General features: G+C 72.4%; 20 protein-coding genes. 9 read left to right on the top strand and 11 right to left on the bottom strand.

What is annotated here, in order from left to right; all coding sequences use genetic code 11:
- Nucleotides 1–139 precede the first annotated feature (139 nt).
- The gene (locus VE614_RS17085) at nucleotides 140–1390 is read left to right on the top strand and encodes a GNAT family N-acetyltransferase (RefSeq protein ID WP_324937356.1); all 1251 of its coding nucleotides are present in this window, start codon (nucleotides 140–142) and stop codon (nucleotides 1388–1390) included.
- Nucleotides 1391–1400: 10 nt separating this feature from the next.
- On the opposite strand, the gene VE614_RS17080 is transcribed toward VE614_RS17085, so the two are convergent.
- Both VE614_RS17080 and VE614_RS17075 read right to left on the bottom strand, forming a co-directional pair.
- Nucleotides 1401–2210, bottom strand: a complete 810-nt coding sequence (locus VE614_RS17080; RefSeq protein ID WP_324937354.1) for an Fpg/Nei family DNA glycosylase — start codon at nucleotides 2208–2210, stop codon at nucleotides 1401–1403.
- A gap of 68 nt (nucleotides 2211–2278) precedes the next feature.
- The gene (locus tag VE614_RS17075) at nucleotides 2279–2767 is read right to left on the bottom strand and encodes a ribose-5-phosphate isomerase (protein ID WP_324937352.1); all 489 of its coding nucleotides are present in this window, start codon (nucleotides 2765–2767) and stop codon (nucleotides 2279–2281) included.
- Nucleotides 2768–2970: 203 nt separating this feature from the next.
- Between VE614_RS17075 and VE614_RS17070 the strand changes: the two genes are divergently transcribed.
- On the top strand, nucleotides 2971–4458 hold the full coding sequence (locus tag VE614_RS17070) for an amino acid permease (protein ID WP_324937350.1): 1488 nt from the start codon (nucleotides 2971–2973) through the stop codon (nucleotides 4456–4458).
- 144 nt (nucleotides 4459–4602) lie between these two features.
- Nucleotides 4603–5916 carry an FAD-dependent oxidoreductase gene (locus tag VE614_RS17065; RefSeq protein WP_324937348.1) on the top strand — a complete coding sequence of 438 codons (1314 nt, stop codon included), beginning with the start codon at nucleotides 4603–4605 and terminating at the stop codon, nucleotides 5914–5916.
- Nucleotides 5917–5920: 4 nt separating this feature from the next.
- Here the strand turns inward: VE614_RS17065 and VE614_RS17060 are convergent, their stop codons facing one another.
- Nucleotides 5921–6508: a biotin transporter BioY gene (locus tag VE614_RS17060; protein WP_324937345.1), complete on the bottom strand. Its 588-nt coding sequence runs from the start codon at nucleotides 6506–6508 to the stop codon at nucleotides 5921–5923.
- Nucleotides 6509–6883: 375 nt separating this feature from the next.
- Between VE614_RS17060 and VE614_RS17055 the strand changes: the two genes are divergently transcribed.
- The gene (locus VE614_RS17055) at nucleotides 6884–8272 is read left to right on the top strand and encodes an amino acid permease (protein ID WP_324937343.1); all 1389 of its coding nucleotides are present in this window, start codon (nucleotides 6884–6886) and stop codon (nucleotides 8270–8272) included.
- 242 nt (nucleotides 8273–8514) lie between these two features.
- On the opposite strand, the gene VE614_RS17050 is transcribed toward VE614_RS17055, so the two are convergent.
- Nucleotides 8515–8934, bottom strand: a complete 420-nt coding sequence (locus VE614_RS17050; protein WP_324937341.1) for a hypothetical protein — start codon at nucleotides 8932–8934, stop codon at nucleotides 8515–8517.
- Nucleotides 8935–9095: 161 nt separating this feature from the next.
- On the opposite strand from VE614_RS17050, the gene VE614_RS17045 reads away from it, so the two are divergent.
- The gene (locus VE614_RS17045; RefSeq protein WP_324937339.1) at nucleotides 9096–9737 is read left to right on the top strand and encodes a superoxide dismutase; all 642 of its coding nucleotides are present in this window, start codon (nucleotides 9096–9098) and stop codon (nucleotides 9735–9737) included.
- Nucleotides 9738–9845: 108 nt separating this feature from the next.
- On the opposite strand, the gene VE614_RS17040 is transcribed toward VE614_RS17045, so the two are convergent.
- Together VE614_RS17040 and VE614_RS17035 are read right to left on the bottom strand one after the other, a co-directional pair.
- On the bottom strand, nucleotides 9846–10463 hold the full coding sequence (locus VE614_RS17040) for a histidine phosphatase family protein (RefSeq protein WP_324937337.1): 618 nt from the start codon (nucleotides 10461–10463) through the stop codon (nucleotides 9846–9848).
- 92 nt (nucleotides 10464–10555) lie between these two features.
- Entirely contained in the window at nucleotides 10556–11194 is a 639-nt protein-coding gene (locus VE614_RS17035; protein WP_324937335.1) for a DsbA family protein, read from the bottom strand.
- Nucleotides 11195–11343: 149 nt separating this feature from the next.
- Here VE614_RS17035 and pepN point away from each other — a divergent pair, with 149 nt between their 5' ends.
- Together pepN and VE614_RS17025 are read left to right on the top strand one after the other, a co-directional pair.
- Entirely contained in the window at nucleotides 11344–13920 is a 2577-nt protein-coding gene (pepN, locus tag VE614_RS17030; protein WP_324937332.1) for an aminopeptidase N, read from the top strand.
- Between the two features lie 217 nt (nucleotides 13921–14137).
- Nucleotides 14138–15196, top strand: coding sequence for a hypothetical protein (locus VE614_RS17025; RefSeq protein ID WP_324937330.1), 1059 nt, complete (start codon nucleotides 14138–14140; stop codon nucleotides 15194–15196).
- 95 nt (nucleotides 15197–15291) lie between these two features.
- On the opposite strand, the gene argG is transcribed toward VE614_RS17025, so the two are convergent.
- The 4 genes from argG to VE614_RS17005 are packed head-to-tail and all read right to left on the bottom strand — an operon-like array spanning nucleotide 15292 to nucleotide 18579.
- A complete protein-coding gene (gene argG / locus VE614_RS17020) occupies nucleotides 15292–16740 on the bottom strand; it encodes an argininosuccinate synthase (RefSeq protein WP_324937328.1) in 1449 nt (482 codons plus the stop codon).
- Between the two features lie 7 nt (nucleotides 16741–16747).
- Entirely contained in the window at nucleotides 16748–17236 is a 489-nt protein-coding gene (locus VE614_RS17015; protein ID WP_414719585.1) for an NUDIX domain-containing protein, read from the bottom strand.
- Nucleotides 17237–17245: 9 nt separating this feature from the next.
- On the bottom strand, nucleotides 17246–18136 hold the full coding sequence (locus VE614_RS17010) for a pyridoxamine 5'-phosphate oxidase family protein (RefSeq protein WP_324937326.1): 891 nt from the start codon (nucleotides 18134–18136) through the stop codon (nucleotides 17246–17248).
- A complete protein-coding gene (locus VE614_RS17005; RefSeq protein ID WP_324937324.1) occupies nucleotides 18136–18579 on the bottom strand; it encodes a VOC family protein in 444 nt (147 codons plus the stop codon). The genes VE614_RS17010 and VE614_RS17005 overlap by 1 nt, the downstream gene beginning before the upstream one ends.
- A 115-nt stretch (nucleotides 18580–18694) precedes the next feature.
- On the opposite strand from VE614_RS17005, the gene VE614_RS17000 reads away from it, so the two are divergent.
- Together VE614_RS17000 and VE614_RS16995 are read left to right on the top strand one after the other, a co-directional pair.
- Nucleotides 18695–19237: a CGNR zinc finger domain-containing protein gene (locus VE614_RS17000; RefSeq protein WP_324937322.1), complete on the top strand. Its 543-nt coding sequence runs from the start codon at nucleotides 18695–18697 to the stop codon at nucleotides 19235–19237.
- Between the two features lie 206 nt (nucleotides 19238–19443).
- Nucleotides 19444–22749: a S8 family serine peptidase gene (locus VE614_RS16995; protein ID WP_324937321.1), complete on the top strand. Its 3306-nt coding sequence runs from the start codon at nucleotides 19444–19446 to the stop codon at nucleotides 22747–22749.
- Between the two features lie 65 nt (nucleotides 22750–22814).
- Here the strand turns inward: VE614_RS16995 and VE614_RS16990 are convergent, their stop codons facing one another.
- Nucleotides 22815–23585, bottom strand: coding sequence for a hypothetical protein (locus VE614_RS16990; RefSeq protein ID WP_324937319.1), 771 nt, complete (start codon nucleotides 23583–23585; stop codon nucleotides 22815–22817).

The raw sequence follows: 23585 nt of genomic DNA, 5'->3' as shown, positions 1-23585 counted from the left end.
ACCTGTCGCTCGGCACGGGAGGTCCCACTTGTCCCCCGTCCGAGGCTCGACTTCACAGTGAACTCCACGGAAAGCCGCCGTGCCGCCGCCTGCCGGAAATCCCGTGGCTCGCCCACCATTGCCCTGGTAGGCATGGACCATGGCGATGGCGAGCGAGGGGCCGGACGGACTGCGCGTCCTGCGGCCGGACGACTGGGACGTGTGGTACGACACCCTGCTGCGTGCCTTCGGCGGTGTGCCGGAGGCGCCCGAGGAGCGGGAACTGTGGCGCGAGCTGACCGAGTTCGACCGTTCCCTGGGCGTCTGGGACGGGGGTGCCTGTGTGGGGACGTCCGGGGCGTTCTCGTTCCGGCTGACCGTGCCCGGCGGGGCGTCGGTGCCCGCGGCGGGCGTCACGATGGTGGGGGTGGCCGCCACGCACCGGCGGCGCGGGGTGCTGACCTCGATGATGCGGCGGCAGTTGGAGGACGTCCGTTCCTGGGGCGAGCCGCTGGCGGTGCTGACCGCCTCCGAGCCGGACATCTACGGCCGGTTCGGGTACGGCGTGGCGACGTACGCGCTGGGCGCGGAGATCGACACCGGCCGGGTGCGGCTGTCGGTGCCCGCGGGGACCGATGACGTACGGCTGCGGTACGCGGCGCCCGCCGAGGTGCTCGACGCGTGCGAGGCGGTCTACGCCCAGCTGGTGCCGCGGCGGCCCGGCATGCTGGCCCGGCGGCCGAAGTGGGAGCGGGTGGGGCTGCTGGACCCGGAGAGCGAGCGGGAGGGCGCGTCGCCGTTGCAGTGCGTGGTCGCCGAGCGCGACGGCCGGATCGTGGGGTACGCGCGGTACCGGGTGAAGATCGGCTGGGGCGAGAGCGGACACGACGGCACGGTGTTCCTGGAGGACCTGGCGGCGCCGGATCCGGCCGTGGACGCGGCGCTGTGGCGGTTCCTGTTCGGGATCGACCTGACCGCCACGCTGGTGGCGCGAGGGCGGCCGGTCGACGACACCTGGCAGTACCTGGTGTCGGACACCCGGCGGTGCCGGCCCCGGCTGCGGGACTCGCTGTATCTGCGGCCCGTCGAGGTGGGGGCGGCGCTGGAGGCGCGCACGTACGCGGCGCCGGTGGATGTGGTGCTGGACGTGGAGGACGCCTTCTGCCCGTGGAACGCGGGGCGTTGGCGGCTGAGCGGGGACACCAAGGGGGCGACCTGCGAGCGGACCGCGGACGCGGCGGATCTCGCGCTGTCCGTACGGGAGTTGGGCTCGGTGTATCTCGGCGGGGTGCGCCTCGCGGCACTGGGCGCGGCCGGGCGGGTGCGGGAGCTGCGCGCCGGGGCGCTGGCGGAGGCTTCGGTGGCGTTCGGGGCGGCGGGGCTCGCGCCCTGGCTGCCGCACGGCTTCTGAGCCGGGTGCGTCAGGCCCGCTGGCAGGCGGGGCACCAGAAGAGGTTGCGGGCGGCGAGGCCGGCGGTGCGGATCTCGCCGCCGCAGATGTGGCAGGGCAGGTCCGCCCTGCGGTACACGTACACCTCGCCGCCGTGGTCGTCGACGCGGGGCGGGCGGCCCATCGCCTCGGGGGTGTGCTCGGGGCGGACGGTGTCGATGCGGTTGAGCCGTACGCCCTCGCGCATCAGCTCGACGAGGTCCGTCCAGATCGCGGCCCACTCGGCGGGCGTGATGTCCTTGCCCGCGCGGTACGGGTCGATGCCGTGCCGGAAGAGGACTTCGGCGCGGTAGACGTTGCCGACGCCGGCGATGACCTTCTGGTCCATCAGCAGGGCGGCGATGGTGGTGCGGCTGCGGGAGATCCGCCGGTAGGCCAGGGACGGGTCGGCGTCCTCGCGCAGCGGGTCGGGGCCGAGGCGGTCGTGTACGGCCCGCTTCTCCGCGTCGGTGATCAGCGCGCAGGCGGTGGGGCCGCGCAGGTCGACGTAGGAGGTGTCGTTCGCCAGGCGCAGCCGGACCGTGTCGGTGGGCGGGGGCGCCGGGGCGTCACCGAAGGCGACCTTGCCGAACAGGCCGAGGTGGATGTGGACCCAGTCGGCGTCGCGGAAGCGCAGGAAGAGGTGCTTGCCGTGGGCCTCGGTGGCGGTGAGGACGGCTCCGTCGAGCAGGTCGGCGGCGTCGGAGAACTTGCCCTGGGGGCTGGTGACCCGGGGGGCCGTGCCGGAGAAGCGGGTGGCGTAGTCGTGCGCCAGCCGGTGAATCGTGTGCCCCTCTGGCACGGCTCCCGCGTCCTTCCAGCCCCCGAGGGGCACCCGCCGTATTTCCTTGCCCGCCCCGGGGAGCGGTGTCAGTCCTGCTGCGGGTGGTGCGCCGGGATCGGCGGCAGGTCACCCGTGGTCTCGTACGCCGAGAGCATGTCGATGCGGCGGATGTGGCGCTCGTCGCCGGAGAAGGGGGTGCCCAGGAAGACCTCGACGAACCTGGTCGCCTCCTCCTCGCTGTGCATGCGCGCGCCGACGGCCACGACGTTGGCGTTGTTGTGCTGGCGGCCCAGCGCGGCCGTCTCCTCGCTCCAGGCGAGGGCGGCACGGACGCCCTCGACCTTGTTGGCGGCGATCTGCTCGCCGTTGCCGGAGCCGCCGATCACGATGCCGAGGGAGCCGGGGTCCGCGGCCGTCTTCTCCGCGGCGCGGAGGCAGAAGGGCGGGTAGTCGTCCTGGGCGTCGTAGATGTGGGGGCCGCAGTCGACGGGGTCGTGGCCCGCCGACTTGAGCCATTCGACGAGGTGGTTCTTGAGTTCGAAGCCGGCATGGTCCGAGCCGAGATACACGCGCATGGGATGAGTGTGACATGCGCGCGGCCGGGCAGCAGGGTGGGGTGGCGGCGCCGAAAGCAGAGGAACACCACCGAACCTCAGGGAAACCTCAAGTAACAATCCGGATTCAAAGGTTCAAGAATTCGTTCACCTCGGATTCACTGGTCCGGCTCGTACGCCGTTCGTACGGGAACTGATCATTCCGGCGCAAAGGAATCCGTCCCATGACTTCGCAGCCGACCCTGACAAAGGCCGACGACGGCCCCGGAAGCCCCGGAGGAACCGGCGATCCCGGTTCCGGCGGCGGGCTCCAGGCAGGGCTCAAGAATCGCCATCTGTCGATGATCGCCATCGGCGGTGTCATCGGCGCCGGACTCTTCGTGGGGTCCTCCTCCGGTATCGCCACCGCCGGCCCCGGCATCCTCCTCTCCTACGCGCTCGTCGGCACGCTCGTGGTGCTGGTGATGCGCATGCTGGGTGAGATGTCGGCCGCCAACCCGACCTCCGGCTCCTTCTCCGCGCACGCCGACCGCGCGCTCGGCCGCTGGGCCGGGTTCTCCATCGGCTGGCTCTACTGGTTCTTCTGGGTGGTGGTGCTCGCGGTCGAGGCGACCGCCGGTGCCGTGATCCTCGAGGGCTGGGTGCCCGCCGTACCGCAGTGGGCCTGGGCGCTCATCGTGATGGTGGTGCTGACCGGCACCAACCTGGTCTCCGTCGGCTCCTACGGCGAGTTCGAGTTCTGGTTCGCCGGGATCAAGGTCGTCGCCATCGGCGCCTTCATCGTCATCGGCGGCCTCGCGGTGTTCGGCGTGCTGCCCGGCGTCGACAGCGAGCAGGCCGGGTTGTCCAACCTGACCGAGCACGGCGGCTTCCTGCCCAACGGGCCGGGAGCCATCCTGACCGGTGTGCTGCTGGTCGTCTTCTCCTTCATGGGCAGTGAGATCGCGACCCTGGCGGCCGGTGAGTCGGAGGACCCGCAGCGGGCCGTCACCAAGTCGACCAACAGCATCATCTGGCGTATCGGCGTCTTCTACCTCGGCTCGATCCTCGTGGTCGTCTCGCTGCTGCCGTGGGACTCCGAGTCCATCCAGGACAAGGGCTCCTACGTCGCCGCGCTCGACTCGCTGGGCATCGCGCACGCCGGTCAGATCATGAACTTCATCGTGCTGACCTCGGTGCTGTCGTGTCTCAACTCCGGCCTCTACACCGCCTCCCGGATGGCCTTCTCGCTCGGTGAGCGCGGGGACGCGCCGAAGGCGTTCGCCCGGACCACCGCGCGCGGTGTGCCGCGTACGGCGATCCTGGTGTCCGTGGTCTTCGGGTTCGTGGCCGTCTTCTTCAACTACAAGTTCCCGGACTCCGTCTTCCTCTTCCTGGTGAACTCCAGCGGCGCGGTGGCGCTGTTCGTCTGGCTGGTGATCTGCTTCTCGCAGCTGCGCATGCGGAAGATCATCCAGGCCGAGGCGCCGGAGAAGCTGGTCGTGAAGATGTGGCTGTACCCGTATCTGACCTGGGCGACCGCCGCGCTGATCGTCTTCATCCTGGGCTACATGCTCACCGACACCGAGCACGACGGCCGCAAGACCGTGCTGCTGTCGCTGCTGGTGGCGGCGGTGGTGCTGGCCATCGCCGTGGTCCGGCAGAAGCTCGGCTCCGGCCAGGACCGGGAGCAGGAGCGGGAGCGGGAGCGGGACGAGGTCGCGGCCGGCTGACCTTCGCCGTCCGGCGCCTCAAGGGCCTCGCGGCCCGTCCGGCACCTCAAGGGCCTCGCGGCACGCGCCGCGAGGCCCTTTCTCACAGCACGGCGCTGGAAAAGTTGACGGCCGTTGTCAGGTTATGCCGCCATCCTCGGCGGCATGAATCTCACCAGCACCGACATCACCGCAGCTCCGCTCGTCCTCCGCCCCGGTGACGCGGGGTACGCGGAGGAGACCGCCGGCTTCCAGACCGGGTTCGTACGGCGGCCCGCCGTGGTCTTCGGCGCTTCCTCGGCCGAGGACGTGGTGGCCGCCGTGCGGTACGCGGCCGAACGGAACCTGCCGCTCGGCGTCCAGGCGACCGGCCATGGCACGCCCGGTGACGTGGAGGGCGGGGTCCTGGTCGGCACGCGGCGCATGAACCGCGTCACCGTCGACCCGGCCGCCCGCACCGCCCGGGTGCAGGCGGGGGTCCGCTGGAGCGAGGTCGTCGCGGCCGCCGCCCCGCACGGGCTGGCGCCGCTCAGCGGCTCGGCCCCCTCCGTCGGGGCCGTGGGTTACACACTGGGCGGCGGGCTGGGCCTCCTGGCCCGGGAGTTCGGCTATGCCGCCGACCATGTGCGCTCCCTGGACGTCGTCACCGGCGACGGGCGCCCGCACCGGGCCGTGCGGGAGGACTCCGAGCTGTACTGGGGGCTGCTCGGCGGCGGTCACGGGCTCGGGATCGTCACCGAGCTGGAGATCGGGCTGGTTCCGGTGGCCCGGCTGTACGGCGGCTCGCTCGCCTTCGACGGGCGGCGCGTCGACCCGGCGGCGGCGCTGGCGGCGTACGAGGCGTGGACGCGGACCGTGCCGGACGGGCTGACGTCGTCCTTCGCCGCCCTGCCGTATCCGGACGTGCCCGCCATGCCGCCGCATCTGCGGGGCCGGTACGAGGTGTCCGTGCGTGTGGCGTACACCGGGACGGACGGGGAACGGCTGGTGGCGCCGCTGCGGGAGATCGGGCCGGTCCTGGCCGACTCGCTGCGGGAGATGCCGTACACGGAGAGCCACACCATCCACAGCGAACCGGACTTCCCGCACTCCTACTACGGGGACAGCGCGGTGGTGCGCGAGCTGGACGTGGAACGGGCGGGCGAGGTGCTGCGGCGCACCGGGCCGGACGCGGAGGCCATGATCGTCGTACAGGTCAACCATCTGGGCGGGGCGCTGGCGCGGCCCGCGCCGAACGCGGTGCCGTTCCGCGACGGGCGGTTCCTGGTGCGGCTGCTGACCGTGGTCGGGCGGGAGCCGGCCCGCGCCCTGCTGGACCCGGCGTTCGCGCTGCTCGCGCCGCAGACGCTCGGGCGGTCCGTCAACTTCGCGCTGGGCGCCGGGGACCGCGCCGAGGGGCTGCACGACCCTCAGACGCGGAAGAGGCTCGCCGGGCTGAGGTCGTCCTACGACCCGGCGAACCTCTTCCGTACCGCCTGAGGGGTTACCGCTTGCCGACGAGCTTCCAGGCGGCGGGCAGCGCGCCCATCGCCAGGGCCGCCTTGAGGGCGTCGCCGATCAGGAACGGGGTGAGGCCCGCCGCGATCGCCGCGGAGGCGGACAGGTCGAGCGACAGGGCCAGGTAGGGCACGCCGACGCCGTAGATGATCGCCGAACCGAGCAGCATCGCACCCGCCATGCGCCACGGGGAGCGGTCGGCGCCGCGGCGGGCCAGGGCGCCGACGACGGTGGCGGCGAGCAGCATGCCGAGGACGTAGCCGAAGGACGGGATCCCCACGCCGGAGGCACCCTCCGCGAACCACGGCACACCCGCGATGCCGGCCAGCGCGTACAGCGCGAGCGAAAGGAAACCGCGGCCGGCGCCCAGGGAGGTGCCGACGAGGAGCGCGGCGAAGGTCTGGCCGGTCACCGGGACCGGGGAGCCGGGCACGTTCACGGCGATCTGGGCCGCGAGGCCGGTGAGCGCGGCACCGCCGGCGACGAGGGCGATGTCGCGGACGCGGGAGGCCGGGAGCAGGTCGGCGAGGACCTGGCCCGGACGGGCGAGGGAGGTGGCGGTGGCGGTGCTCATGGGGACTCCGCGGGTGACGGCGGTACGGGACACCGTGACGCTAACCCAGGGCGGTCGGACCGATCACCGTTACCGGTCGACAAAGGCGGGAGCACGGGTGTGGTGGGGTGCGCACAAAGAGTGCCGATCACACCCCCGGCGACGTGATAACGGTCACTGAGGTGGGGACGTGTGCGTCACGTGGGGCGGGGCAGGGCAGGCTGTAGGTTTCCGCCAACCCGGCGGGAATCGTGCTCTCCCCGTCGGGTGAGGGGGGCCGTACACTCCGTATTCCGCGCGTCCGCATAGTGAACGGTGGTGTCCTGTCACCGGGGCCGCCACCCAGACTGTGGGCGCTTTTACCTGTCCCCGCTCACGGATGGACGAGCCGCGCCCATGCCCAGCACCACCGCTCAGGAGACCCCGCCGCAGGCGGACGGTTCCCTCTCCCATGGCCTGAAACAGCGCCACCTGTCGATGATCGCCCTCGGCGGTGTGATCGGCGCGGGCCTGTTCGTCGGCTCCGGCGCGGGCATCGCCGCCGCCGGACCGTCGATCATCATCGCCTACGTCCTCTCCGGCCTCCTGGTGATGCTGGTGATGCGGATGCTCGGCGAGATGTCCGCCGCCTACCCGTCGTCCGGCTCCTTCTCCGCGCACGCCGAGCGGGCGATCGGCCCCTGGGCCGGGTTCACCGCCGGCTGGTCGTTCTGGGTGCTGCTGTGCACGGCGGTCGGCCTGGAGGGCATCGGCGCCGCGAAGATCGTCAGCGGCTGGCTGCCGGGGACGCCCGAGTGGGCGTGGGTGGCGCTGTTCATGGTGGTCTTCTGCGGGGCGAACCTGGCCGCCGTGAAGAACTTCGGCGAGTTCGAGTTCTGGTTCGCCGCGCTGAAGGTGCTCGCGATCTCGCTGTTCCTGGTGCTGGGCGTGCTCGCCATCCTGGGCGTGCTGCCGGGCACCGACGCGCCGGGCACCGCGAACCTCACCGGAGAGGGAGGCTTCCTGCCGGGCGGCGGTGAGGGGCTGGTCATCGGCCTGCTCGCCTCGGTGTTCGCGTACGGCGGCCTGGAGACGGTGACCATCGCGGCGGCCGAGTCCGAGGACCCGGTGCGCGGGGTGGCGAGCGCGGTCCGTACGGCGATGTGGCGCATCGCGCTGTTCTACATCGGCTCGATGGCGGTCGTGGTCACGCTGGTGCCGTGGGACTCGAAGGAGATCGTCGAGTCGGGCCCGTACGTCGCCACCCTCGACCACCTCGGCATCCCCGGCGCGGGCCAGCTGATGAACGTGGTCGTGCTTATCGCCCTGCTGTCCGCGATGAACGCCAACATCTACGGCGCCTCGCGCATCGCCTACTCGCTGGTGGAGCGCGGGCAGGGCCCGAAGGCGCTGGGCCGGGTGTCCGGCGGGGTGCCGCGGATCGCGGTGCTGGCCTCCTCGGTGTTCGGGTTCGTGTGCGTGCTGCTCAGCTACTGGCGGCCGGACGACGTCTTCCCCTGGCTGCTGAACATGATCGGCGCCGTGATCCTGGTCGTCTGGATCTTCATCGCGGTCTCCCAGCTGCGGCTGCGCCGCCGGGTGGAGCGCGAGGCGCCGGAGAAGCTGGTCGTGCGGATGTGGGCGTTCCCGGTGCTGACCTGGGTCGCGCTGGCCGGGATGGCGGCGATCTTCGTCCTGATGGCGCGGGAGCCGGACACCCGGGTGCAGCTGTACTCGACGGGCGGCATGACGCTGTTCCTGGCGGCCGTCGGATACCTCTGGCAGCGCAGGCGCGCCGTGAGCTGACGCCGGGCCCGGTCGGGCCTGGGCGGCTTCCGCTTCCCAGGCGGCGAGCCAGGTCGTGTTCTCCTCGATGAACGGGTGCTCGGGTCCGAGCACCCGTTCTCGTCGTTCGGTGACCTCCCGCGGTGTCGCCATCGCCAGTGCCGCGGCCGCCCATGCGCGCACGACGTGGATCTCGCCGCCGGACCCGGTGACGCCGGCCCGGAAGACCCGGCCGTGGCCGAAGGCGCGGCCGTCCGGTTCGCTCATCGCTCGGTGATGCGCTGGTCGCGTCCCGCCCGGTGGACCCGGCCGCTGCCGGACATATCGACGTGGAGCCGGACCCGCGGTGCGGGAAGCGGCTGCGGCGGCTCGGGGCGCACCTGGGCGGGGCCGCGGCGCAGTTCGCCGGCGATCTCGGGGCGGGCGAGCGGGAGCCGGCGCCCGCGCGCCTTCCACTCGGCGGTGCGCTCCGCCTCGGTGCCGGAGTCACCGGACTCCTGGGCCGGGATCAGCTCGTCGCGCGCGTCCTGCGGTTCGCTGCCGACGGTCTCCGCCCGCTCGGGCTGGACGCGCCGCGAGAGGGCGACGAGCCCGTCGCGTACCGATTCCCCATCTGCGTGGTCATGAGCGTGACCACGGTCGTCCCGGTCACGCGGGCCCGTTCGGCGATCGCGGCCGTCCATGGCGCCCCCTCCGTCCCCAGAGCGCCATGGTGGGGCGCGCGTGACCGCCGGGCCCAGGGACCGGCGGCGACACCCTGCCCTCGCCTCCTCTCCGCGGCAGCTTGATGCTGTTAATCTGCACTTGCAAGTGACTTGCAATAAGAGGTCGGAGGGGACCCGCCATGCCCGTCTACACGCTGCCTGAACTGCCGTACGACTACTCCGCGCTCGCTCCCGTGATCAGCCCGGAGATCATCGAGCTGCACCATGACAAGCACCACGCGGCCTATGTGAAGGGCGCCAACGACACGCTGGAGCAGCTGGCCGAGGCACGGGACAAGGAGCAGTGGGGGTCGATCAACGGCCTGGAGAAGAACCTGGCCTTCCACCTGTCCGGCCACATCCTGCACTCCATCTACTGGCACAACATGACCGGTGAGGGCGGGGGCGAGCCGCTGGACAAGGACGGCGTGGGCGAGCTGGCGGACGCCATCGCCGAGTCGTTCGGCTCCTTCGCGGCCTTCAAGACCCAGCTGTCCAAGGCCGCGGCCACCACCCAGGGTTCCGGCTGGGGCGTACTGGCGTACGAGCCGCTGAGCGGCCGGCTGATCGTCGAGCAGGTCTACGACCACCAGGGCAACGTGGGCCAGGGCTCGACGCCGATCCTGGTCTTCGACGCCTGGGAGCACGCCTTCTACCTGCAGTACAGGAACCAGAAGGTGGACTTCATCGAGGCGATGTGGCAGGTCGTCAACTGGCAGGACGTCGCCCGCCGTTACGAGGCCGCCAAGTCCCGCGCGAACGCGTTGCTGCTGGCGCCCTGACCCCTTGAGACGTCCCGCCTCGTGATCGTCTTCTCACCCTTCACGCGGGCGGGCGGAAGAGAGGAGAACCCCCGCGAGGACGTGACTCGCGGGGGTTTTCCGCGTCCCCTACGGCCCGGTGGGGACGTTCAGGGAGAGCAGCCCCGCCGTGCCGGTCTGCGGGTCGAGGCGCAGCTCGGTGACGGCGGCGTTGCGCAGCTTGGGGAAGACCCGGCGGTAGTCGGCGAGCGGGATGCCGAGCAGCCGGCACAGCACCAGGCGCAGCAGGGAGTTGTGGGCGACGACGAGGACGCGTCCGCCGGGGTGGGCCGCCGCGACGCGGCGCAGGGCGGCGGCTCCGCGCTCGGCGGCGGCCGCCGGGTCCTCGGCGCCGGGGAAGGGGTGGGCCACCGGGTCGGCCCGGTAGGCCGCCGCGCGCTCCGGGTCCTCCTGCGCGAACTCGGCGAGGGTACGGCCCTCCAGCACCCCGAAGTCGCACTCGCGCAGGTCGGGTTCGCGGCCGGGGGTCAGCCCGAGCGCCCGGCAGGCCGGCTCGGCGGTGGCCACGGCCCGGGACAGCGGGGACGTCCGGACCGCGTCGACCGGCTGCGCGCCGATCCAGCGCCCCAGGGCCTCCGCCTGGGCGCGCCCGGTGCCGGTGAGCGGGATGTCGCTGACACCGGCGTAGCGGTTCTCGGCGTGCCAGACGGTCTGCCCGTGGCGGGCGAGGAGGAGGAGGGCGGTCATGGGCCGTGAGTATCCCGCTCCGTCCGTCCGCCCGCATGTGGAGCGGCGGGCTAGGGGTGTCTCGTCGGGCCCGGCATGATCGGCGACAGGCCCTAGAGGTTGCTGAAGTCCGGGCCCTTGGTGCGGGAGCGCTTGATCTCGTAGAAGCCGGGGATCGAGGCCACGGCCAGGGTGCCGTCCCACAGGCGGGCGGCTTCCTCGCCCTTGGGGGCGGGGGTGACGACCGGGCCGAAGAAGGCGGTCTGCTCGCCGCCGGGGCCGGGCACGGCGATGATCGGGGTGCCGACCTCCTGGCCGACCTTCTCGATGCCCTCCTTGTGGGAGACGCGCAACTGCTCCTCGTACGGGGTGTCGTCCCAGTGGTCCATCAGCGACGCGGGCAGGCCGACCTCCTCCAGGGCGGCGGCGACCGCCTCCTTCTCCGGGCCCATGCCCTGGTTGTGGAAGCGCGTGCCGATCGCGGTGTACAGGTCGCCCAGCACCTCGGTGCCGTGCTCCTCCTGCGCGGCGATGACGACCCGGACGGGACCCCACGCCTTGGTCGTGAGCAGCTCCCGGTACCACTCCTCCAGCTCGTCGAGCCTGTCCTCGTTCAGCACGGCGAGGCTCATCAGGTGCCAGCGGACCTCGATGTCACGGACCTTCTCGACCTCCAGCACCCACCGGGAGGTCATCCAGGCCCAGGGGCACAGCGGGTCGAACCAGAAGTCGACGGGGGTCTTCTCGGACATGTCTCTCCTTGGGCAGTGACGCTCTCCGCGGCAACGTCCGGGAGAACGCCGCCGCCCTGCCCGCTCATTCCCTGCTGCCCCGCGTCAGGGGCGCATGGCAGGATCGGTCCTGTTCAGGCGTAGTCATCACGTACGAGGGAGTGCCGCCCGTGCCCGGTGAGAATCTGTCCCGCGACGAGGCCCGTGAGCGGGCCGCTCTGCTGTCGGTCGACGGGTACGACGTGTCCCTCGACGTGCGCTCCGCCGTCGGCGACCACGCCGGTGACGGCCCGCGCACCTTCCGCTCGGTCACCACGATCCGCTTCCGCTGTGCCGAGCCGGGCGCGTCCAGCTTCGCGGACCTGATCGCGCCCAGCGTGACGGCCGTCTCGCTGAACGGCCGCGACCTGGACCCGAGCGAGGTCTTCGACGGCTCCCGGATCCTGCTGGAGGACCTGGCCGCCGAGAACGAGCTGGTCGTGGACGCGCGGTGCGCCTACTCCCGCACCGGCGAGGGCCTGCACCGCTTCGTCGACCCGGAGGACGGCGAGGTCTACCTGTACACGCAGTACGAGCCGGCCGACTCGCGGCGGGTCTTCGCGAACTTCGAGCAGCCGGACCTCAAGGCCCCGTTCCGCTTCGAGGTGCGGGCGCCCGAGGAGTGGACGGTGTGGAGCAACGGCGCCGGCGAACGGGCCGACGGGGTGTGGCGGTTCGCGGAGACCAAGCCGATCTCGACGTACATCACCTGTGTGGTGGCGGGCCCGTACCACTACGTCACGGACCGCTACGAGCGGGTCTTCGAGGACGGCACGCGGCTGGAGATCCCGCTGGGCGCCATGTGCCGCAAGGGCCTCGCCCCGTACTTCGACGCCGACGACGTCTTCCTGGTCACCAAGCAGGGCCTGGACTTCTTCCACGACCACTTCGACTACCCGTACCCGTTCGGCAAGTACGACCAGGCGTTCGTGCCCGAGTACAACCTCGGCGCGATGGAGAACCCGGGCCTGGTGACCTTCCGCGAGGAGTACATCTTCCGGGGCAAGGTGACGCGGGCGTCGTACGAGGCGCGGGCCAACGTGATCCTGCACGAGATGGCGCACATGTGGTTCGGTGACCTGGTCACCATGGAGTGGTGGGACGACCTGTGGCTGAAGGAGTCCTTCGCCGACTTCATGGGCTCGTTCTCGCTGGTCGGCGCCACCCGCTTCACCGACGGCTGGATCACCTTCGCCAACCGCCGCAAGGCCTGGGCGTACCGCGCGGACCAGCTGCCCTCCACGCACCCCGTCACCGCCGACATCCGCGATCTGCAGGACGCCAAGCTCAACTTCGACGGCATCACCTACGCCAAGGGCGCCTCGGTGCTCAAGCAGCTGGTGGCGTACGTCGGCCAGGACGCGTTCCTGGAAGGCGCCCGGCGCTACTTCAAGCGGCACGCGTACGGCAACACCCGCCTCGGCGACCTGCTGTCGGTGCTGGAGGAGACGTCCGGCCGGGACATGGGGGCGTGGGCGCGCTCCTGGCTCCAGACGGCCGGGCTGAACGCGCTGACCCCGCAGGTGCTGCTGGCCGCGGACGGGCGGGTCGAGGAGCTGGCGGTGGTGCAGGAGGCCGCCGAGTCGCACCCCGAGCTGCGCCCCCACCGGGTCGCGGTGGGCCTGTACCGGCGTACGGCGGAGGGCGCGCTGGAGCGGTACGCGCGCGCCGAGGCGGACGTCGACGGCCCGCGCACGGTGGTGGCGGAGCTGGCCGGTGCCGAGGCGCCCGAGCTGGTGCTGGTCAACGACGACGACCTCACCTACTGCAAGATCCGGTTCGACGCGACGTCGCTGGAGACGCTGAAGGAGGGTCTCGGTGGCCTCACCGACCCGCTGGCGCGGGCGCTGTGCTGGTCGGCGCTGTGGAACATGACGCGGGACGCGCTGCTGCCCGCCCGTGACTTCATCGGCCTTGTGCTGCGGTTCGCGGGCCGCGAGTCGGACATCGGCGTGCTCCAGATGCTGCACGCCTGGGCGAACTCGGCGCTGGTCCACTACGCGGCCCCGGCCTGGAGGGCGGAGGGGGAGCGGCTGCTGGCGGAGGGCGCCCTGCGGGAGCTGCGGGCGGCCGAGCCGGGCAGCGAGCACCAGCTGGCGTGGGCGCGGTTCTTCGCCGCGACGGCGTCCCGCGGCTCGGATCTGGAGTTGCTCAAGGGCCTGCTGGGCGGCACCGAGAAGATCGACGGCCTGGAGGTGGACCAGGAGCTGCGGTGGGTGTTCCTGGAGCCGCTGGTCGCGCACGGTCACGCGGACGGGAAGGCGCTGGAGGCGGAACTGGCCCGGGACGACACCGCGTCCGGCAAGCGCCACCAGGTGCGCTGCCTGGCCGCGCGTCCGTCCGCGGCGGTGAAGGCGCAGGCGTGGGCGCGGGTCGTGGAGTCCGAGGCGCTGTCCAACGCGCTGGTGGAGGCGACCATCACGGGCTTCGCGCAGCCGTCGCAGCGGGCGCTGCTGGCGCCGTACGCGGAGAAGTACTTCGCCGTCATCGAGCGGGTGTGGGCCGAGCGGTCCATCCAGATCGGCATGGACGTGGTGCGGGGTCTGTTCCCGTCGCTCCAGGACTCCCCGGAGACGCTGGCGGCGACGGACGGCTGGCTCGCGGCCCACGAGGACGCGCCGCCGGCCCTGCGCCGGCTGGTCCTGGAGGCCCGGGACGACTTGGCGCGGGCGCTGCGCGGGCAGGAGTGCGACGCGGCGGCGGAGTGAGCCGTCACGGTTGCTCTGGCCAAAGCCAGGGCCGCGGGTGACCGTTACGAAATCTGGGCACGAGCGACCGTAACCCCTGGGCCACCCCGTTCGGACCAGGGGTTTCGGCGCCTCATCGACATCCGAACACCCGTCCTTTAGCGCGGGATTGTCCGGATGTGTCGACGGGCGTGTAACAGCGGTTAAGAAGTGGATCGGGCGCGGGAATCTCCGGTGCATGACCCACAACACCCCGCTCTCCCCCCGCCCCCTGCACCACCTCCCCGACGGCAGCCGCCACGTCCTGACCGCCGCCCAGCTGCGCGCCCACGGCATCCCCTCCGCCGAACTCGCCACGCGGTGCCGCCCCGGCGGCCCCTGGCAGCAACTGCTGCCCGGCGTCTACGTCCTGCACCCGGGCCCGCCGACCAGCGAGGAGCGCCTGCACGCGGTCCTCACCTACGCGGCCCGGGAGACCGCGACCCCGGCGGTGCCGTCCCAGCCGCGCGCGGAGGGCACCGGCGCGCCGCCGCGACCGCCCCGAGCGGCGCACCCGGACGCGGTGATCACCGGCCTGGCCGCCCTCACCCTGCACGGCTTCACCTCCTCGCCCCCGCTGCCCGCCCTGGACCGGATCGACGTCCTGGTCCCCCGGTTGCGCCGGCTGCGCACGACGGGCTTCGCGCGGATCCTGCGCACCGCGGCGCTTCCCGCCCCCGAGCAGGTCACGGGCCTGCCCGTCGCCCCGGTGCCGCGCGCCCTCGCCGACGCGGTGGCGGGCCTGCCGGACGCGGGCACGGTGCGCCGGCTGCTCACCGAGGCGGTCCGGGGCGGCCACTGCGACCCGGCGTCGGTGGTGCGCGCGCTGACCGAGGCGAAGCTGCTGAGCCGCCCGCACGTGGTGGACGCGGTGGACTCGCTGCTGGCGGAGGGCCGGGCGATCGCGGAGGGCCGGCTGTACCGGATGGTGCGGGAGTACGGCCTTCCGGACCCGGTCTGGAACGTGGACCTGAGGCTGCCCGGCGGCCCCCATCTCGGCGGCCTGGACGCCTACTGGCCGGAGCACGCGGTCGCCGTCGAACTGGACACCCGGGCGCCGCGCCAGGACGAGGACGCGATGTGGCCGGAGTACGCCCGCAAGCGCGAGCACCTGGAGCGGCTGGGCATCACGGTCGTGCACATCACGCCGAGGAAGCTCCGCGACTGCCTGGAGCAGCAGGCCACCGTCGTCCGCACGGCCCTGATGGCCTCGGTGGACCGGGACCCGGCGGCGCACGTCCAGGTTCTGCCCCGCTAGCGGCAGCACGGCGGCTGCGGGACGGGGACGCCGACGGGCCCCGGCGGAGGGGGATCCACCGGGGCCCGTCGGGCCGTACGACCGTGGGCCGGGGCTCAGTCCGTGCCGGACTCCATCGCCGCGCGGTCCAGCATGGTCTCCTCCTCCGGGGCCTCACCGCGGGAGGCGATCGCCTCGGCGCCGCCGCGGTCCATGGCGCCGATCAGCCCGGTGGAGGCCGCCTGGGCGGCGCCGATCAGGGTGGGGTGGTCGGGTCCGACCATGCCGAGGCCCGCGTACTGCTCCAGGCGGGCCCGGGAGTCGGCGATGTCCAGGTTGCGCATGGTGAGCTGGCCGATGCGGTCGCCGGGGCCGAACGCCGAGTCCTCGGTGCGCTCCATGGACAGCTTGTCCGGGTGGTAGCTGAGCGCCGGGCCGCGGGTGTCGAGGATCGAGTAGTCCTCGCCGCGCCGCAGCCGCAGGGTGACCTCGCCGGTGATCGCGGAGCCGACCCAGCGCTGGAGCGACTCGCGGACCATCAGGGCCTGCGGGTCCAGCCAGCGGCCCTCGTAGAGCAGCCGGCCGAGGCGGCGGCCCTCGGTGTGGTACGCGGCGACCGTGTCCTCGTTGTGGATCGCGTTGACCAGGCGCTCGTAGACGATGTGCAGCAGGGCCATGCCGGGCGCCTCGTAGATGCCGCGGCTCTTCGCCTCGATGATCCGGTTCTCGATCTGGTCGGACATGCCGAGGCCGTGCCGGCCGCCGATCGCGTTGGCCTCCATGACGAGGTCGACCGCGCTGCCGAACTCCTTGCCGTTGATCGTGACCGGGCGGCCCTGGTCGAAGCCGACCGTCACGTCCTCGGGGGCGATCTCCACGGACGGGTCCCAGAAGCGGACGCCCATGATCGGCTCGACGGTCTCGATGCCGGTGTCCAGGTGCTCCAGCGTCTTGGCCTCGTGGGTGGCGCCCCAGATGTTGGCGTCGGTGGAGTACGCCTTCTCCGTGGAGTCCCGGTAGGGCAGGCCGTGGGCGACCAGCCACTCGGACATCTCCTTGCGGCCGCCCAGCTCGGTCACGAAGTCCGCGTCCAGCCAGGGCTTGTAGATCCGCAGGTGCGGGTTGGCGAGCAGGCCGTAGCGGTAGAACCGCTCGATGTCGTTGCCCTTGAAGGTGGAGCCGTCGCCCCAGATCTGGACGCCGTCCTCCAGCATCGCCCGGACGAGCAGCGTGCCGGTGACGGCGCGGCCCAGTGGGGTGGTGTTGAAGTAGGGGCGCCCGCCGGACTTGATGTGGAACGCGCCGCAGGCGAGCGCGGCCAGCCCTTCCTCGACCAGCGCGGCCTTGCAGTCGACGAGGCGGGCGATCTCGGCGCCGTACTGCGCGGCACGGCCGGGCACCGAGGCGATGTCGGGCTCGTCGTACTGGCCGATGTCGGCGGTGTACGTGCACGGGACGGCGCCCTTGTCGCGCATCCAGGCGACGGCGACCGAGGTGTCGAGCCCGCCGGAGAAGGCGATGCCGACGCGCTCGCCGACAGGGAGGGAGGTGAGGACCTTGGACATGGCAAAACTATGCAACATCTCGCATTGTCATGCAAGCCCGCGCATGGTCATGCACCTCCCCCGGACTCCCGCCGCTCCCTCCACATCCCCAGCCCGATGTCCACCAGCGGCACCCTGACCGGCCCGTCCACCGCGTCCAGGGCGTGCCACGCCGCCATGTCCGTCGAGCCCCCCGACCTCGAAGGCCGGCTCGCCGCCGACGACGCCCCGCGTACAGCAGCCGTACGGAGTGATGGTCGACGCGGCGGCGCAGCCCCCGGCGCGGGAGCGGACGCCGGAAGGAGGACACACCGAGGAGACCGGTCACCTCGACGCGGTAGCCGGTCTCCTCCAGCAGCTCCCTGCGGACCGTGTCGTACGGGTCCTCGCCGTGCTCCATGCCGCCGCCCGGCAGCACCCGCTCGGGGGTGCCGTCGTCGGCCGGGGAACGGGCGAGCAGGACCTGGCCGTCGCGGACGCATATGGCGCAGGCCGCCACCCTCAGCTTTCTCCGCATTCGGGGACGCTAGCGCGCCGGGAGCGGGTTGGCGGGTGAGTACCGGGGCGCGGACCAGCGCAGCGGGAGCGCGGCCGGGGTCTCGACGGCCTCCTCGATCGCGAAGCGGACCGTGCGCTCCCCGTCCGGGGCGAACTCCGTGTGCGCCTCGCCGGTCAGCTGGAGTGTGGTGCCCGTCGTCCAGTCCAGGACCAGCAGGCCCGCGCGCGGGTCCGCCGCGAGATTGCCCAGAGTGAGGAACATGGCGTTGCCCGGGTAGTCGCGCCAGGACAGCTCGTGCGGTGAGTCGACCCGGAGGAAGCCGGGGTGGCCACCGCGATGACTGGCGTCGGCGCCCTCGGGGCGGACGGTGGCGACGAACGCCGTGTCGGCCGCCGCCAGGAACGCCGCCTGCGCGTCGGTCAGCCGGGTGCCTCGGCGCCGCGCCCCCGGCGTGCGGTCCGCGACCACCTCGTACGCTTCCCGCTTCTGGAGGTACTTCGGGCAGTTGGCGAACACCTGCCCCGCCGCCACCGCGAACCCCCGCGCCGTCGGCTCGGCCACGCCGTTCAGGCGCATCCGGCGACGGGTGCGCGGGTCGAGGGCGATGGTGCCGACCTCGGTACCGCGGGTCGCGAGTGCGGTCGCGAGCGGGTCGGCCGAGGGCGGCCCTCCCGCCACCGAGACCCGGTGCGGACCGGTGGCGCGGGCGAAGCCGGGGGTGCCGGTGAGCGCGGAGGCCCACACCCGGCCGGTCGCCGGGTCGGCCGCGCCCACCACCAGCAGCGGCTGCTGCTCCAGGAAGGCGGCGGCGACCGTTTTGATGCCGGACCCGATCGAGCGGCCGACGTGGTCGGCGAGGTCGCGGACGCCGACCCGCTCCTGCACGGCGAGCGAGCCCTCGTGATAGACGCCGGTCATTAAAAGAACCCGCAGGTCGGAGCGGACTCGTTGGGCGCCGGGGCACCTTCGGCCCCGGTCGGCGCGTAGATCTCCAGGCGGATGCCGTCCGGGTCGTGGAAGAAGATGCCGCCCGAGGCCGCGCCCTCCCGGTGGGCCACCACGCCGTCGTAGGCGAACGGGGCGCCGTACGCCCGCAGCGCCTCCTCGTACTCCCTGACCCGCTCGACGGAGTCCACCTCCAGGGCGAGGTGGTGCAGGCCCGCCCGGCCACCGTCGAACGGCCGCTCCGCCTGCTCCCAGAGGGCCAGGGTCAGACGCTCGCCGTCACCCAGGAGCGCGAACCGCCGGCCCTCCTCCTTGCCCTCGACGAGCGGTGCGAAGCCCAGGACGTCCCGGTAGAAGGCGAGCGAGCGGCCGAGGTCGGTGACGTTCAGGCCGACGTGGCCGGTGCGCAAGGTCATGACTGTCCCCATTCAGCTGACGTTTGTAACCGCTGTGAGCGACTTTAAAGGTTAGATCCGACGAGCGTCAACCGGTGATTTAGTCTTGAGGGGTTAGCCCCGAAGGAGGCCACCGATGTCCGCCGCCCGCGACCCCCGCCCGCTCACCGGCGAGCCGCTCGCGCTCGACCTGCTCAACACCCGATGGGTCCACGACGGCGCCCCGCACGATCTCCTCGACGGAACGGACGGACTGGCGGTCTGGCTCGCGGCGAACGGCCTGGACGGGCGGTTCACCGCCGACGCGGACACGCTGCGGCACACCCTGCGGGCGCGCGAGGCGCTGCTGGCGGCGGTGGACGGCTCGCTCGCGGCCGGCGCGGCACAGGTGGACGCCGTCCTGGCGCACGGCCGGATCCGGGCGACCCTCACCGAGGCGGGACCCGGCGAGGAGGCCGAGTTCCCGGACGCCTCCTGGGGGCCGGGCTGGCTCGCCGCCCGCAACTACCTGGAACTGCTCGCCGCCGCCCCGGACCGCATCCGCCCCTGCGCCCACGAGGCGTGCGTGCTGCACTTCTTCGACACCTCGCGCAACGGCACGCGCCGCTGGTGCTCGATGGCGGTGTGCGGAAACCGCGCGAAGGCGTCGCGGCACTACGCCCGCTCCAAGGACGCCTGAGGCGCGCACCGGCAGCCGACGGGAGGCGAATCGCCCCGTTCAGGCGTTATCCACCCACATCACATCGCGGGTTTTCCCCATACATCCATATCGTTTCGGTCAACCTCCCCCAAACACCGGTCCCTTGAGTAAGGCTGAGCGGTCGTCCGGTGTCGCATTCCGGACGACAAGCGACACGCTCGTTCCCTCACCTACAAGGGATGCCGATGACCCACACCCCCCAGAGCGACCCGATACCGGGCGCGAGACGCGTGGCCCGCATCGCCGTGGCCGCCGGTCTGGTCGCCGCGCTCTCCGCCGCCGGGCCGATACCCATGGCCTTCGCCGCGGACCCGGCCGCCCCCGCGGCGGCCGACCCGGGCGCCAAGTCCGCCCACGACAAGCTCGGCTCCGACGACGCCGACCTGCTCGCCGAGGCCAAGGCCAACGGCGACAAGAGCGTGACCATGATGGTGGCCACCGCGCCCGGCCAGACCGAGCAGGTCGCCCAGCAGCTCGACGCGGTCGACGGCGGTCTCGTGGGCCGTACGTACGACAAGCTCGGCTACGTCCGCGCCACCGTCCCCACCGGCAAGGCCGACGCGGCCATCGCCGCCGCCGCCAAGCTCTCCTCCGTGCACGGCATCGACCTGCGCCAGGAGATCCCGCTGGAGGACCCGTCGCCGAACGCGGGCGCCGCCCGGGGCGCGAGCGCCACCGGCAGCTACCCGGCCCCCGGCAAGGACACCCCCGCCGAGAACCCGTACAACCCGTCCTTCGAGACCGGTGCCGTCGACTTCGTCGAGGACCACCCGAAGGCGGACGGGCGCGGCGTCACCATCGGCATCCTGGACTCCGGTGTCGACCTCGGCCACCCGGCGCTCCAGAAGACGACGACCGGCGAGCGCAAGATCGTCGACTGGGTCACCGCGACCGACCCGGTCGCCGACGGGGACGGCACCTGGCGCCGGATGACCACCTCGGTCGCCGGCCCGGCCTTCGCCATCACCACCGCCGCCCTCGGCACGGAGACCTTCAAGGCCCCCGCGGGCGCCTACCGGTTCAACTACTTCTCCGAGTCCGCCACCACCGGTGGCGACATGGCCGGCGACCTGAACCGGGACGGCGACAAGACGGACGTCTGGGGCGTGCTCTACGACGCCGCCGCCGGCACCGTCCGCGTCGACCTGAACGACGACCTCGACTTCACGGACGACGAGGCGATGAAGCCGTACAAGGACGGCTTCCAGGTCGGCTACTTCGGGACCGACAACCCCGCCACCGAGATCGCCGAGCGCATCCCGTTCGTCGTCGAGGTCCGCAAGGACGTCGTCTACAACTCCTCGGGCGCCAAGGCCGATTACGTCAGCATCGGTGTCATCGAGGGCTCGCACGGCACCCATGTGGCCGGCATCACCGCCGCCAACGGCCTGTTCGGCGGCGAGATGAACGGCGCGGCACCCGGCGCCAAGCTGGTCTCCTCGCGCGCCTGCACCTGGTCCGGCGGCTGCACCAACGTCGCGCTCACCGAGGGCATGATCGACCTCGTCGTCAACCGCGGTGTCGACATCGTCAACATGTCGATCGGCGGTCTGCCGGCGCTGAACGACGGCAACAACGCGCGCGCCCAGCTGTACACCAGGCTCATCGACACCTACGGCGTGCAGCTGGTGATCTCCGCGGGCAACTCCGGCCCCGGCGCCAACACCATCGGCGACCCCGCCCTCTCCGACAAGGTGATCTCGGTCGGCGCGACCATCTCCCAGGAGACCTGGGCCGCCAACTACGGGTCACGGGTGGAGAAGGACTACGCGATGATGCCGTTCTCCTCGCGCGGTCCGCGTGAGGACGGCGGCTTCACGCCGACGCTCTCCGCGCCCGGCGCCGCCATCAACACCACCCAGACCTGGTCGCCCGGCGGCCCGGTCGCCGAGGCCGGCTACAGCCTGCCGCCCGGCTACTCCATGCTCCAGGGCACCTCGATGGCCTCCCCGCAGGCCACCGGCGCCGCCGCGCTGCTGCTGTCCGCCGCCGAGCGCAAGGGCATCGAGCTGACGCCGGCCACCCTGCGCACGGCGCTCACCTCGACCGCCGACCACATCCCGGGCACGCAGGCCTACGAGGAGGGCGCGGGCCTGATCAACATCGAGGACGCCTGGGACTCGATCCTGGACGGCGCGAAGGCCCACGAGTACACCGTCAAGGCGCCGGTCGACACCGCGATCGACCAGTTCCTGAAGACGCCGGGCTTCGGCACCGGCCTCTACGACCGCGAAGGCGGTCTGAAGGCCGGCCAGAAGAAGACGTACGAGATCACGATCACCCGTACGTCCGGTGCCGACCGTGCGATCCGGCACGAGCTGCACCTGGAGAACAACGCGGGCGGCACCTTCCGCATCGTCGGCTCCGACGAGGTGAACCTGCCGCTGAACCAGCCGGTCACCGTCAAGGTGCAGGCCGCGCCGAAGTCCGCCGGGCTCAAGAGCGCGATCCTGGAGGTCGACGACCCGCGCACCGAGGGCATCGACAAGCAGGTGCTGCACACGGTCGTGGCCGCCGCGCCGCTGAAGTACACCTACTCCACGTCCGGTTCGGTGCAGCGCAACAGCCACAAGTCGTACTTCGTGACCGTGCCCCAGGGCGCCAAGTCCCTCGAGGTCGCCATCGGCGGGCTGAAGGGCAAGAGCCAGACCCGGTTCATCGCCATCCACCCGTACGGCGTCCCCGCCGACCCGACGTCGACGATCAACTGCTACGCGAACTACGCCAACCCGGCCAACACCTGCCGTCCGGACGTGCGGTCCTACGCCGACCCGCAGCCGGGCGTCTGGGAGATCGAGGTCGAGTCGCGCCGTACGTCGCCGCTGCTCGACAACCCGTACGCGCTGGACGTCACCGTGCTCGGCGCGGCCTTCGAGCCGGAGACCGTGACCGTTCCCGAGGCCAAGGTCGGCACCCCGGCCGCCGTCTCGTGGAAGGTGACCAACAAGTACGCCGCCCTGGAGGGCAAGCTGGCCGGCGGCCCGCTGGGCTCCTCCAAGACGGCCCGCCCGACCATCGCGAACGGCGTCACCCAGACCACCACGGTCGAGGTGCCCGCGGGCGCGCAGTCGCTGAACGTCACCATCGGCAACGTCTCCGACGCCGCCGCGGACCTCGACCTGGTCGTGAGGAACGCGGCCGGCACCGAGGTCGGCAGCTCCGCCGACGGTGACTCCGAGGAGTCGGTCTCGGTGCCGAACCCGGCAGCCGGGACGTACACCATCGAGGTCGTCGGCTACTCGGTGCCCGCCGGTTCCACCGCCTACGACTACCTGGACGTGTTCTTCTCCCAGGCGCTCGGCTCCGTCACGGTCGACGAGTCGGCGCCGGTGAAGCTCGGCACGGGCGACTCGGCGACGGTCTCCGGCAGTGTCACGGCCGCCGCGGCCGCGCCCGAGGGACGCGAGTTCTTCGGCCAGGTCCAGCTGGTCAACGCGCGCGGCACGGCCGCGGGCCTGGGCAGCGTGAAGATCGAGAAGGTCACGCCGTAACACCTGCGGGACCTCAGGGGCGGGCGTCCGTTGCGGACGCCCGCCCTTCCGCGTGCCCCGGCCGCTCACTCACAGGGCGTGGTCCGGGCCCGCGGCAGCGCTTCGGCGATCGCCTGCCGCTGCGGGGCGATCGCCTCCTCCCCGACGAACCACAGGTCGGCGTCGGTGCCGCCGCGCGGGACGGCGACCAGGACGTGGTCGCCGGCGTGGAGCCGGCCGGGGGCACCGAAGGCGGGTTCGTCGTCCTTGACGAAGCTCGTCGTCCGCCCGCCGCCCCCGGCGGGCCGGTAGGACCGGGTCACGTCCAGGGTGACGCGTTCCCGCCCGGTGCCGGGTACCTGCGCGACGCCGGTCACCGTTCCCTCGGCGAGCAGCCGGACGCAGGCCAGGTAGGCGGGCGAGCCGAGCGGGCCCGTCGACTCGTGCGCGGAGGCCTCCCCGGCGGAGTCCGCGGCCTTCGCTCCCGACATGGCGTCGTCGCCCGTCCCGGACTGCGCGACCAGCCAGCCCAGGCCGACGAAGACGGAGGCGGCAGCGGCGGCGACGAGACCGCCCAGGGCGAGGCGCACGGCCCGCGGCCGGCGCCCGGACCGCCGCGACGGCACGGGGCGTGCGGCGGGTCGTGGGGCGGGGCGGGACGCCGGCTCGGCGCTCAGCGCGAGCCCGATCACCTCCAGCTGCTCCCGCAGCAGGGCGACGTCGGCCTCGGCCCCCCGGTACTCGGCCAGCAGGACGGCGTCGGCGCGGGCCTCCTCGGACAGCGGCTCACCGGTGACGACGGCCAGCAACGGGTCGTCGCGGCCGGAACCGTCCTGCCCGTCGGGTTCGACGGTCAC

The organism is Streptomyces sp., assembly GCF_035645055.1.
In the GTDB taxonomy this organism is placed as follows: Bacteria; Actinomycetota; Actinomycetes; order Streptomycetales; family Streptomycetaceae; genus Streptomyces.
Note: the sequence above shows the minus strand (reverse complement) of the source record. Positions and strands in the feature narration are given on the sequence as shown.